Origin of the sequence: Nisaea sp., from assembly GCF_017640745.1 — a bacterium.
Lineage (GTDB): Bacteria > Pseudomonadota > Alphaproteobacteria > Thalassobaculales > Thalassobaculaceae > Nisaea.
In genome coordinates, this window is sequence record NZ_JAEPQA010000037.1 from 16,414 (window position 1) to 28,463 (window position 12,050).

The 12,050-nt window shown below is 64.6% G+C and carries 10 protein-coding genes; all 10 read left to right on the plus strand.

The window, feature by feature from the left end:
• Window positions 1-46: 46 nt before the first annotated feature.
• The 10 genes from JJ959_RS19310 to JJ959_RS19355 all read left to right on the plus strand — a co-directional run bounded on the left by JJ959_RS19310 (window position 47) and on the right by JJ959_RS19355 (window position 11,913).
• Complete coding sequence (locus tag JJ959_RS19310) at window positions 47-2,071, plus strand: elongation factor G (protein WP_292887462.1); 2,025 nt, start codon at window positions 47-49, stop codon at window positions 2,069-2,071.
• Window positions 2,072-2,167: 96 nt separating this feature from the next.
• Complete coding sequence (locus JJ959_RS19315; RefSeq protein ID WP_292887465.1) at window positions 2,168-3,799, plus strand: acyl-CoA synthetase; 1,632 nt, start codon at window positions 2,168-2,170, stop codon at window positions 3,797-3,799.
• Between the two features lie 2 nt (window positions 3,800-3,801).
• A complete protein-coding gene (locus tag JJ959_RS19320; protein ID WP_292887468.1) occupies window positions 3,802-4,338 on the plus strand; it encodes a GNAT family N-acetyltransferase in 537 nt (178 codons plus the stop codon).
• Window positions 4,335-5,273 (plus strand): NAD(P)-binding domain-containing protein, encoded by a 939-nt coding sequence (locus JJ959_RS19325; RefSeq protein ID WP_292887471.1) that lies wholly within the window; start codon window positions 4,335-4,337, stop codon window positions 5,271-5,273. The genes JJ959_RS19320 and JJ959_RS19325 overlap by 4 nt, the downstream gene beginning before the upstream one ends.
• A gap of 103 nt (window positions 5,274-5,376) precedes the next feature.
• Window positions 5,377-5,973, plus strand: coding sequence for a 2-hydroxychromene-2-carboxylate isomerase (locus JJ959_RS19330; RefSeq protein WP_292887473.1), 597 nt, complete (start codon window positions 5,377-5,379; stop codon window positions 5,971-5,973).
• A gap of 213 nt (window positions 5,974-6,186) precedes the next feature.
• Complete coding sequence (locus JJ959_RS19335) at window positions 6,187-7,209, plus strand: TRAP transporter substrate-binding protein (protein WP_292887475.1); 1,023 nt, start codon at window positions 6,187-6,189, stop codon at window positions 7,207-7,209.
• A gap of 82 nt (window positions 7,210-7,291) precedes the next feature.
• Window positions 7,292-9,292, plus strand: coding sequence for a TRAP transporter large permease subunit (locus JJ959_RS19340; protein ID WP_292887478.1), 2,001 nt, complete (start codon window positions 7,292-7,294; stop codon window positions 9,290-9,292).
• Between the two features lie 10 nt (window positions 9,293-9,302).
• The gene (locus JJ959_RS19345) at window positions 9,303-9,467 is read left to right on the plus strand and encodes a hypothetical protein (RefSeq protein ID WP_292887481.1); all 165 of its coding nucleotides are present in this window, start codon (window positions 9,303-9,305) and stop codon (window positions 9,465-9,467) included.
• 75 nt (window positions 9,468-9,542) lie between these two features.
• Window positions 9,543-10,559 (plus strand): Ldh family oxidoreductase, encoded by a 1,017-nt coding sequence (locus JJ959_RS19350; protein WP_292887484.1) that lies wholly within the window; start codon window positions 9,543-9,545, stop codon window positions 10,557-10,559.
• 256 nt (window positions 10,560-10,815) lie between these two features.
• Window positions 10,816-11,913 (plus strand): polyamine ABC transporter substrate-binding protein, encoded by a 1,098-nt coding sequence (locus JJ959_RS19355; RefSeq protein WP_292887487.1) that lies wholly within the window; start codon window positions 10,816-10,818, stop codon window positions 11,911-11,913.
• The last annotated feature ends 137 nt before the right edge of the window (window positions 11,914-12,050 follow it).

Genomic DNA, 12,050 nt, shown 5'->3' on the forward strand with positions numbered 1-12,050 from the left:
GACCGCCCAAGCTCGGGCCGGAACCGGCATTCACAGGGAGGATTTCATGACAGGCAAGAATGGAGACACCGCCCGGTGCGCGGTGCTTGTGGGTCCCTATCTGAGCGGCAAGACCTCGTTGTTCGAGGCGCTGCTCCTGGCGACGGGGACCCTGCACAAGAAAGGCTTGGTCAAGGACGGTAATACCGTCGGCGACAGCGCCGAGGAGGCGCGCAAGCGTCAGGCCAGCACCGAACTCAGCATCGGGCAGGGCACTTACCTCGACGAGAAATGGACCTTCATCGACACGCCGGGCAATCTCGAGTTCAGCCAGGACATGCGCAATGCCTGCATGGTCGCGGACATCGCCATCGTCGTGGCGGAGCCTGAGGTCTCCAAGGTCCCGGCACTGACCCATTATCTGAAGTTTCTCGACGCGCACGACATCCCGCACGTGATCTTCGTCAACAAGATCGAGGACTCGCACGAGCAGGTCCGCGATCTGGTGCATGCGCTGCAGGATGTCTCCGACCGCCCCCTGGCGCTGCGCCAGGTGCCGATCCGCGACGGCGAGGCGATTACCGGTTTCGTTGATCTGGTCAGCGAGCGCGCCTACCAGTACCAGAACGGCAAGCCGTCAAAGCTGGTGCCTCTTCCCGAATCGGTGCTGGACCGCGAGAAGGAAGCGCGCAACGAGATGCTGGAGACGCTCTCCGATTTCGACGATGGCCTGCTCGAGAAGCTGCTGGAGGAGGTCGAGCCGGCGGCGCCGGATGTCTATGCGCAGCTGACCGAAACCCTGCAGCACGATCTCGTCGTTCCGATCCTGCTCGGCGGGGCGGAAAAGGATCACGGCATCCAGCGCCTGCTGAAGACCCTGCGTCATGAAGCGCCGGGCGTGGAGAGCACGGCCGAACGGCTGGGCATCCCGCAATCCGACGGCCCGGTGGCGCAGGTCTTCAAGACAGTTCACGCCTCTCATGTCGGGAAGCTCTCCTATGTCCGGGTCTGGCGCGGCACGGTGAAGGATGGCGACGAGCTGAACGGTCAGCGGGTCAGCGGCATCAATCATCTGCTCGGCTCCAAGATGGACAAGGTTTCGTCCGTTTCCGCCGGCGATGTCGCCGCTTTCGGGCGGATGGACGAAATTGCGACAGGCGATCTCCTGACGCCGGACGGCTCTGTCCGGGTGGACTGGCCGGAAGCCTTGTCTCCGGTCTACGGGCTCGCGATCTCGCCGACCAGCCGCGGCGACGAGGTGAAGCTCTCCGGCGCGCTGACGAAGCTCGGCGAGGAGGACCCGTCCTTCCGGGTCGAGCACAGTGCCGCTCTGGGGGAACTCGTCATCAAGGGGCAGGGCGATACCCACCTGAAGGTGATGCTGGAGCGGCTCGAGGGGCGCTACAAGCTCGCGGTGGACAGTCACGCGCCGGGCGTGCCCTACAAGGAGTCCATCCGCAAGGGGGCCGACCAGCATGCGCGGCACAAGAAGCAGACCGGCGGTCACGGCCAGTTCGGCGACGTGAAGATCAAGATCGCGCCGCTCAGCCGGGGCGAGGGCTTCGCCTTCAAGAGCAGCATCGTTGGCGGTGCGGTGCCGAAGCAGTACATCCCGGCCGTCGAGGAAGGGGTGAAGGACTATATGCGGCGCGGTCCGCTCGGCTTCGAGGTCGTGGACGTGGCCGTGGAGCTCTATGACGGCTCGTTCCACGCGGTCGACAGTTCCGACATGGCCTTCAAGACCGCGGCCCGGATGGCGATGAACGAGGGCCTGGCGAAATGCCAGCCGGTGCTGCTCGAGCCGATCCAGCGCGTGGTGATCTCGGTGCCGAACGACTCGACCGCCCGCGTGCAGCGCATCGTCACCGGTCGGCGCGGCCAGATCCTCGGGTTCCAGGCGAAGGAGAACTGGAACGGCTGGGACGAGATCGAGGCCTATCTGCCGGAGAGCGAGACACGGGACCTGATCATCGAGATCCGTTCCCAGACCGGCGGCATCGGCTTCTATGACGGGTCGTTCGACCATCTGGCCGAGCTCACCGGACGGATTGCCGATCAGGTGGTGGAGGGCCGCACCGCCGTCGCCGGCTGACGGCGAAGCAAAGGAAGGCGTCCGGCCGGTTTCCGCTGGCCGGACGCCTTGTTCCGTGGTCTTTTTCCGATCCGTTTTTCTTGGGGCCTTCAGACAATGCTTCCGACCGGCAGCACCTACGAGGAGATTTGCCAGAACTTCGCCTGGCAGATTCCCGAGCGCTACAATATCGGCCGCGACATCGCCGACCGGCAGGACCCGGCGGCTCCGGCGCTGATCTACCGGACCGAGGATGGGACGGTGGAGCGTTTCAACTTCGGCGACATTGCCCGCGCCTCGAACCGGCTCGCGAATCTGCTGATCGCGAGCGGGCTCGGTCGCGCGGACCGCGTCGCGATCCTGTTGCCGCAACGCCCGGAGACGGCGTTCGCCCATGCCGCCATCTACAAGGCGGGGATGATCGCGATCCCGCTCTTCACGCTCTTCGCCGAGGAGGCGCTGGTCTACCGGCTGCGGAATTCCGGCGCTGCCGCGGTCGTGACCGACGAGGGCGGGCTCGCCAAGATCCGCAGCTTCCGGGACCAACTGCCCGAACTGCGCCATGTCTTCGTAACCGATGTGGCCAAGGACGGCGACGGGTTCATCGCGCTCGCTCCGGCTTTGGAGCGGGCGTCGGAGAGTTTCGAGATCGTCGACACCAGGGCGGACGATCCGGCGCTCATCATCTATACCTCGGGAACGACGGGGCCGCCGAAAGGCGCGCTGCATGCGCACCGGGTCCTGCTTGGCCATCTGCCGGGCGTCGAATATCCGAACAATTTCTTTCCGAAGCAGGGCGACCTCTTCTGGACGCCGGCGGACTGGGCCTGGATCGGCGGGTTGATCGACGTGCTGCTGCCAAGCTGGCATCACGGCGTGCCAGTGCTCGCCTACCGGGCGCGCAAGTTCGATCCGGAGGAAGCCTTCTGGCTGATGCAGGAGCACGGGGTCCGCAACGCCTTCCTGCCGCCGACCGCGCTGAAGCTGATGCGCCAGGTCGAGAATCCGAGGCAGCGTTTCCGCTACGACATGCGCTCGGTCGCGTCCGGCGGCGAGACGCTGGGGACGGAACTGCTCGACTGGGGGCGGGAGACCTTCGGCCTCACCATCAACGAGTTCTACGGCCAGACCGAGTGCAATCTCGTGGTCGGCAACTGCGCCGAGACCACGGAGGTTCGTCCGGGCTCGATGGGGCGCGCCATTCCGGGGCACGAGGTCTCGGTGGTTGACGATGCCGGCAATCCGCTGCCCGACGGTACGCAAGGAAACATCGCGGTCCGGAAGGGCGACCCGGTGATGTTCCTCGAATACTGGAACAATCCGGACGCCACGGAGAAGAAGTTCGCCGGCGACTGGCTGCTGACCGGCGACCAGGGCATCAGGGATGTGGACGGCTATTTCTGGTATGTCGGCCGCGATGACGACGTCATCACCTCGGCGGGCTACCGGATTGGTCCTGGGGAGATCGAGGATTGTCTCGTCGGTCATCCTGCGGTCGCCATGGCGGCTGTGATCGGCGTGCCGGATCCGCTCCGGACCCAGGCCGTGAAGGCCTATATCGTGCTGAAGGACGGCGTCGCCGGAACCGAGGATCTGGCGAAGCAGATCCAGGAACATGTGAAATCCCGGCTCGCGGCACATGAGTATCCACGCCATGTCGCCTTCGTTACCGAACTGCCGATGACAACGACGGGCAAGATCGTGCGCAAGGATCTCCGTGCCTTGCACGACGCTGGGACCGGAACCTGAGCGTGATCGAGAGCGACCGCCTGATCCTCCGCCGCTGGCGTAACGAGGACCGGCTGCCGTTCGCGGATCTCAATGCTTCGCCCTTGGTGACGGAGTTCCTGCCGCGGCTGACGCGCGCGGAATCGGACGCGATGATCGACCGGATCGAGGATCATTTCGACGGCCCCGGGTTCGGGTTCTTCGCCATCGAGCGGAAGGACACCGGAGCCTTCGCCGGAATGGCGGGGCTCGCCGTGCCGCGCTTCGAGGCGCATTTCACACCGGCGGTGGAGATCGGCTGGCGTCTTGCCGAGGAGCACTGGGGTCATGGCTTCGCGACCGAGGCCGCCCGGGCGGCACTCGCTCATGGTTTCGGCTTGCTTGATCTCAAGGAGATCGTCGCCTTTACCGTGCCCGCCAACCGGCGCTCGCGTGCAGTGATGGAACGTCTCGGCATGACACGGGACCCGGCGGAGGATTTCGATCATCCCAACCTCGCGCCGGAGCATCAGTTGCGCCGTCACGTGCTGTACCGGCTGAAGCGGGAGGATTTTTCATGAACCTGCCTTTCCTCGGACCGGAGCATGTCGCCGGCCGTCTGAGCTGGAGGGCGGTCGTCGATGCACTGGAAGCAGGGCACCGGCTGCCGCGGGCCCGGATCGGAGATACGCTTCTGGAGCGCGGTGATGACGCGCTCCTGTCCCGTTCCGCCTGGATCGACGGGCTCGGTCTCGGCGTGAAATCGGCGACCGTCATGCCGGGAAACACGGCGAAGGGGCTTCCGACCGTGCAGGCGGCGATGCTGGTCTTTTCCGATGAGACAGCCACGCCGGAGGCCGTGCTCGACGGGGTGATGGTGACCGACTGGAAGACGGCCGGCGATTCCTTGCTCGGCGCGCGTCTGCTCGCACGAGCGGACAGCCGGGTTCTGACGATCGTCGGTGCCGGCCGGGTCGCGGAAACGCTGGCGCGGGGCTATGCGGAGATCTTTCCGGGACTGGCGGAGATCCGGATCGCCAACAGGACGCCGGCCCGTGCGGAAAGACTTGTCGCGGCTCTCGAAGCGGATGGCTTGCCGGCAATCCAGGCTCCCGATTTAGCCGATGCGGTTGCCTCCGCCGACATCGTCGCGGCGGCCACGATGTCGCGCGACCCTGTGCTGAAGGGCGCCTGGGTGCGGCCCGGAACCCATGTCGACCTAGTCGGCGGCTTCACGCCGGAGATGCGCGAGGCGGACGACGAGCTGATCGCCAAAGCGGCGATCTTCGCCGATTGCCGCGAGACGGTGCTGGACCATGTGGGGGACATCGCCATTCCGCGCGCCGCCGGGCTGATCGAACGGGAGCGGGAGATTCCGGACCTCTACGATCTGGTCGCCGGCCGGAACGGTCGGCGCGACCGGGGTGAGATCACGCTTTTCAAGAACGGCGGCGGCGCCCATCTCGATCTGATGACCGCGCGGGCGATCCTTGCGCTCCGGGAAAGCGGGGCTTGATCCGCGGCGGAAAGTGTACCTTGATTTGAACCCGCCATCCGGATCGGACGGTGTATCCGGCGATCCGCATGGCGCCGGGCGCGCGTAGGGGAGGTACCTGACCATGGCCGTGACCGTCGATTACTTCATGACCACTTCCAGCCCGTGGAGCTATCTCGGGGCGCGCCGTTTCATGGAGATGACCCGCAAGGTCGGGGCGGAGGTCAATGTCTATGCCGTCGATTTCGGTGCCATCTTCGCCCAGTCGGGCGGGCTTCCCCTGCCGAAGCGGGCGCCGCAGCGCCGGGCCTATCGGCTCGTAGAGCTGGCGCGATGGAAGAAGCGTCTCGGTTTGCCGATGGTGATCGAGCCGCAGAATTTTCCGGCAAAGACGCCGCTTTCGCTCCATTTGGTGACCGCCACCCGGCTTGCCGGCGGAGACGCGCTCCGGCTCTCGACCCTCATTCTGGAAGCACTCTGGGAGAAGGATCTCTCGATCGACGATCCCGAGGTTCTCGCCGAATGTTGCCGCAAGGCCGGATTGGATGCGGCCTCCCTGCTCAAGGCGGCGGAAAGCCCGGAAGCCAAGGCCGCCTTCGACGAGGATACCGAACACGCCAAGCATAGCGGTGTCTTCGGCGCACCGTCCTACATCATCGACGAGGAACTTTTCTGGGGCCAGGACCGTCTTGACTTCGTGGCCGAGAAGCTTGGCGCCTGACGGACTGGCGACCAGCGGCCCGGTAGCGCCGGGGTCGTGAGCGTTCTTCTGTTTCTCCTCGCGGTAACCGCCGAGCAAGTTTTTTTGCACCCCCACCTGCCGTTGCCCTTGGCCCCCAACAAAAGCTCCCTTAGGCTGCAGGTGTATCGAACCCGGCGATCAAAGATCGGGTCTGCAACAAACTAAGTCAGGTACCAAAAGGGAGGACCAGAAATGAAAAAGGGATTTGTAGCCCTCGGCGCGGCGTTGCTCGTCGCCATGACGGGGATGGCCGAGGCCAAGACACTCAAGGTTCAGGCCAGTTCCGCCGCGGGCGACTGGGCGCACCGCTTCATGACCGAGGACTGGGCCAACCGGCTCGCGGTCATGTCAGGCGGCGACCTCAAGATCGAGGTGTTGCCGACCAAGGCCGTCGTGCCGCACCGCGAGACCATCGATGCGGTGGCGAACGGCATCCTCGACGGCGACCTGAACGCCGTTTCCTACTTCACCGGCCGCGACCCCGCCTTTGCCATGATCGGCGACCTGATCGCCGGTTACGATACGGCGGAGCAGGTCCAGACCTTCTGCATGCATGGCGGCGGCAAGGAAATCCTGCAGAAGCTCTATGACAAATATACCAACGGCAAGATCCACGTGATCGGTTGCGGCCCCTACACCAAGGAAGCCCTGGTGGCGAAAAAGCCGATCCGGGGTGTCGACGATCTCGCCGGCGTGAAGATCCGTTCGCCGGAAGGTCTTGCCTCCGAAGTGTTCCGCCGTGCAGGTGCCTCGCCGGTCTCGCTGCCCTTCTCCGAGGTCTATACGGCCCTCGACAAGGGCATCGTCGACGCGGCCGATGCCTCGGCCTATGTGAACAATACGGCAAGCGGCATGCACAAGATCGCCAAGTACCCGATCTATCCGGGCATCCATTCGATGGCCGTGCTTCAGTTCGTCGTGAACAAGGACGTCTGGAACAAGCTGAGCGACGCCCAGCGGATGATGCTCGATACCTGGTATGTGGCTGCCTATTCCACCATGCGCCGCGAGGCGGATCTTCAGGACCACGATCTGGTTGCCAAGGACAAGGCGGGCGGAGACATCACGGTTGTGGACTGGCCGCAGGCCGACCGCGACAAGTTCCGCAAGATCGCCGTCGAGGCCTGGAAGGATTACGGCAAGAAGAGCCCGCTTGCCCAGGAAGCCCTCGACACGCATATCGCCTACATGAAGCGGATCGGTCTGCTCGACTGATCCGGGACCTCCAACAGACACCCGGCGGACGCGCGCGCGTCCGCCGGATCCATCTCTTGTATCCAGTCGAGGGGGACCGGACATGATCCGTGCCATCGAGACCGCGATGGACGGCTTCAGCCGTTTCTCGGGGCTCGCGGTCGCGCAGTTCTACCTTTTGTGCGCAGCCGTCACCATCTGGGAGGTCATCTCCCGCTACGTCTTCCATGCCCCGACGCAATGGGCCTTCGAGGTCGTCATGGTGCTCTGCGCCTCGGCCTGGATGATCTCGTCCGGTTACGTGACCTTTCACAAGCGTCACATCGGCATCACCGTCTTCTATCTGATGGCAAGCGACCGGACTCGCTGGTGGCTCGATCTCTTGGCGCTGGTGGTCGGCATCGCGGCCCTCTTTATGCTCGCCGACGACACCCTGGTGCGGGCGCTCGAAGCGGTTTCGCTGGTGGAACGCGCCGGATCGGCCTGGAACTCGCCGATGCCGACGGTGCTGAAATCGATCCTGGCACTCGGCGCGGTGATCTATCTCTGCCAGCTCCTCGTCAACACCAACCGGCATTTTTTCTCCTTCGTCGCCCGTTCGATCGTTGTCGCCGTCGCGGTCCTGCTGCTGCTGCGTCTCGTCTCCGTCGCCGGGGTCCATTTTGCCGGAGAGGACAATCTGCTCGGCGCCTATCACGGCATGATGAGCGGTGTCGCCGAGGCGCTCGACCCGACACAGATCATCAGCCTGCGCGACTACGATATCGCGACGGTCAGCATCGGCATCGTGATCGCGCTGATCGCCCTGATGATGACCGGAATGCCGCTGGGGGTGGTGACGCTCATCGTCTCGATCGCCTGCGCGCTGCTCTTCTTCGGACCGCGCGGGCTTTATCTCGTCTCCACCAACGCCTACGGCCTGCTGGAGAATTATCCTCTGGTCGCCGTACCGCTCTTCGTGCTGATGGCCTCCATCCTCGAGAAGGCGGGGATCGCGGAGGACCTGTTCGACGCGATGTCCATCTTCGCCGGCAACCTGCGCGGCGGCGTCGCGGTGCAGACCGTCGTCGTCGCGGTGGTGATGGCGGCGATGTCCGGCATCATGGGCGGAGAGATCGTCATGCTCGGGCTGGTCGCGCTGCCGCAGATGCTGCGGCTCGGCTATGACCGGAAACTGACCATCGGAACGATCTGCGCCTCGGGCTCGCTGGCGACCCTGATCCCGCCGAGCATCGTCATGATCGTCTACGCGCTCTCGGCTCAGGTCTCGATCGGAGACCTCTTCATGGCGGGCGCGGTGCCTGGCCTGATGCTGGCGCTTTTCTATGTGATCTACGTGCTGATCCGCTGTGCTCTCAACCCGTCCCTCGCGCCGACGGCGGAGGAAGCCGCGGCGCGGCAGGGCACGAGCAAGTCGCTATCCAGCAACCGGATGGCGGCGGTGGTGCTTTCCATCTTCCTGATCACCTGCGTCATGGGCTCGATCTATGGCGGGATCGCCTCGATCACCGAGGCCGCGGGCGTCGGGGTGTTCGGCGCGATCTTGATCGCCGCGGTCCGCTTCCGCTTCAACTGGACCATGCTGCAGAACGCACTCGCCCAGACCATGACGACGGTGGGAACCATCATCTGGCTCATCCTCGGTGCGGTCAGCTTCGTCGGGATCTACAACCTGGTCGGCGGCGGCGATTTCATGCGCAGCCTGTTCTCCGGTCTCGACCTGCCGCCGATCGGCATCATCTTCGTCATGATGGCGGTGCTGATGGTGCTCGGCACCTTTATGGAATGGATCGCGATCCTGTTCATCACCGTGCCGATCTTCGCCCCGGTGGTCGTCGGCATGGCGCCGGAGCTGGGGCTCGAGCCGGAATGGGCTGCGGTCTGGTTCGGCGTGCTCTTCGTGATGAACATCCAGATCTATTTCCTGTCGCCGCCTTTCGGTCCCGCCTGCTTCTGGCTGAAATCGGTCGCGCCGAAGGAGATCACCCTGCAGGAGATCTTCATCGCGGTGCTGCCTTTCATCGGCCTGCAGTTCATCGGACTGATGATGGTGCTGTTCTTCCCGGAGATCGCACTCTGGCTGCCCAAGCTGTTGAACGGGTGAGGAGGCAACGATGCAGATAAATCCCGACCATCCGACGGACGACGATGTCGGCCTCAGCGATCACGAGATCGAGGACGACAGCCGGCATTACGGGATCTGGCCGTCTCTTGCCGGTTACGGCGTCGCGGCGGCGCTGATCTCTCTGATGTTCTACTTCGCCGACGGCATGGTCTGACGGGTTTCGTGCCCGAATGCGGATGTTCCGCCCGGGCGATCCGTGCTTAGCTCTCCTCTGAAGAGAGGGGACTCCATGCAGACTGTTTCGATGACCCTGGAGGAGGCGCACGCGCTGGCCGTGTCGTGCCTTCAGCGTTCCGGCGCCGATGCGGAGAACGCGCGTGCGGTGGCGGATATCGTCACCGCGGCGGAGCGCGATCTTTGCCATTCCCACGGCTTGTTCCGGATCCCGGGTTATGTCGCCTCGCTGAAGAGCGGCAAGGCGAACGGAAAGGCGCGGCCGGCGGTGAGCGAACTGGCCCCCGGTGTCGTCCGTATCGACGGGGACGGCGGGTTCGCGCCGCTGGCGCTCGAGACCGGCCGGGCGCCGCTTATCGAGCGGGCACGTGCGAACGGCATCGCCGCGCTGGCGCTCAACAACATCTATCATTTCGCCGCGCTCTGGCCGGAGACCGAGGCGCTGGCCGAGCAGGGCCTCGCCGCCTTCGCCTTTACGGCGGCTTTTCCCTACGTGGTCGCGCCCGGCGGGCGGACGCCGATCTTCGGCACCAATCCGATGGCGTTCGCCTGGCCCCGGCCCGGCAGACATCCGATGGTCTTCGACCAGGCCTCCTCGACCATGGCCCGGGGCGAGATCATGCTGGCCGCCCGCGACGGCCATTCCGTGCCGCTCGGCGCCGGGATCGACAGGGACGGCAAGGACACGACCGATCCCAAGGCGATCCTCGAAGGCGGCGCCCAGCTTGCCTTCGGCGGCTACAAGGGGGCTGCGCTCGCCATGATGGTCGAGCTGCTGGCTGGCGCCCTGATCGGCGACAGGCTGAGCTTCGAGGCCGAGGCGGAGGACAATGGCGACGGCGGTCCGCCGGTCGGCGGCGAGCTGATCATCGCCCTCGATCCGGCCCGCTTCGGGGATGCGGGCGGCTTCGCGGCCCATGCCGACCTGCTGTTCGAGCGCATGCTTGCCGACGAAGGGGTGCGGTTGCCGGGCGACCGGCGGCGCAAGGCGCGGGAGACGACGGCGCGGGACGGGATCCGGGTGCCGGAAAGCCTGTCGCGGACCCTGGTGGGCCTGGCGTCGGGATCGTAGAGGCGGGCGCAAAAAAAGACCGGGCTGCGTCGAAACGTGCCCGGTACCAGGTTGAACAGGGCGGAGGCTTGGACTTGCCCTGAAAGGCATCTGGATGCCTGTCATCATAACGTATGCGGCCGCGCTTTCAAACGCTTTCTGCCGGGCGGCGAAAAATCCCCATTTCACGCGACCCGTGTGGCGCGCTATGAAATAAGATGGTTTCCGGGGGCACGAGCTCTGGCCGGAAGCCGGGGCGCAAAGAGGAGCCGCTGAAATGAGGGTAAGCAAGTTCATCCCGGCGATTGCAGTCGCCGCTCTGGTTCTGGGCGCGGGGAGCGTCCGGGCCGAGGAAAAGCTGCTGAACGTCTATAACTGGTCCGACTATATCGCCGAGGACACGATCCAGAAGTTCGAGGCGGCGACCGGAATCAAGGTCAATTACGACGTCTTCGACAGCAACGAGATCCTGGAAGCAAAGCTGCTGACCGGCTCGACCGGCTACGATGTGGTGGTGCCGACGGCGAACTTCCTCGAACGGCAGATCAAGGCGGGCGTGTTCGCGAAGCTCGACAAGTCGAAGCTGCCGAACCTCAAGAACATGGATCCGGTGATCGCCGCCCGCGTCGCCCTGCATGATCCGGAGAATGCCCATTCCGTGACCTATATGTGGGGCACCACGGGCTTCGGCTACAACGTCAAGGCGATCAAGCAGCGGCTCGGCGATATGCCGACCAATACCTGGGACCTGTTCTTCGATCCGGCCGTGGTTTCCAAGCTTGCCGACTGCGGCGTCAGCCTGCTCGACGCGCCGACCGACGTGGTGCAGACCGCGCTGAACTATCTCGGCCTCGATCCGAACAGCGAATCGGCGGATGATCTCGCTAAGGCCGAGGAACTGCTGGCAAAGATCCGCCCGCACCTGCGCTACTTCCACTCCTCGCAATATATCGAGGACCTGGCGAACGGCGAGACCTGTCTCGCGATGGGCTATTCTGGCGACATCCTGCAGGCCGCCGATCGTGCGACCGAAGCGAACCAGGGCGTCGAGATCCAGTATGTGATTCCGAAGGAAGGCGCGGTGATCTGGTTCGACATGCTGGCCATCCCGGCCGACGCGCCGCATCCTGAGAACGCCCACGCCTTCATCAACTTCATCATGGAGCCGCAGATCGCGGCGGATATCTCCAACTATGTGCTTTACGCCAACGCGAACGCGGCCTCGATGCCGATGGTCGACGACGACGTGAAGAACAATCCCTCGGTCTATCCGACCGAGGATGTGAAGAAGAATCTGTTCCCGATGCTGGCCCGCTCGGCCAAGTACGACCGGTTGCTGAAGCGCAGCTGGACCCGTCTGAAGGCAGGTCAGTAAGCCGCAAATCCCGGAGTTCCGGGGCTATGAGACGGGGCCGTCACGGCCCCGTCATTTTTTTGCAAATATGTTGTTGACGGTTTTGGAGGGAGGGTCGTATAAGGCGCCTCCCGTTGCGGGGCGGCGTGTTGAGCGGC

Coding starts and splice junctions, on each gene's coding strand:
- JJ959_RS19310 (WP_292887462.1), top strand. CDS start 47: ATGACAGGCAAGAATGGAGACACCGCCCGGTGCGCGGTGCTTGTGGGT.
- JJ959_RS19315 (WP_292887465.1), top strand. CDS start 2,168: ATGCTTCCGACCGGCAGCACCTACGAGGAGATTTGCCAGAACTTCGCC.
- JJ959_RS19325 (WP_292887471.1), top strand. CDS start 4,335: ATGAACCTGCCTTTCCTCGGACCGGAGCATGTCGCCGGCCGTCTGAGC.
- JJ959_RS19330 (WP_292887473.1), top strand. CDS start 5,377: ATGGCCGTGACCGTCGATTACTTCATGACCACTTCCAGCCCGTGGAGC.
- JJ959_RS19335 (WP_292887475.1), top strand. CDS start 6,187: ATGAAAAAGGGATTTGTAGCCCTCGGCGCGGCGTTGCTCGTCGCCATG.
- JJ959_RS19340 (WP_292887478.1), top strand. CDS start 7,292: ATGATCCGTGCCATCGAGACCGCGATGGACGGCTTCAGCCGTTTCTCG.
- JJ959_RS19345 (WP_292887481.1), top strand. CDS start 9,303: ATGCAGATAAATCCCGACCATCCGACGGACGACGATGTCGGCCTCAGC.
- JJ959_RS19350 (WP_292887484.1), top strand. CDS start 9,543: ATGCAGACTGTTTCGATGACCCTGGAGGAGGCGCACGCGCTGGCCGTG.
- JJ959_RS19355 (WP_292887487.1), top strand. CDS start 10,816: ATGAGGGTAAGCAAGTTCATCCCGGCGATTGCAGTCGCCGCTCTGGTT.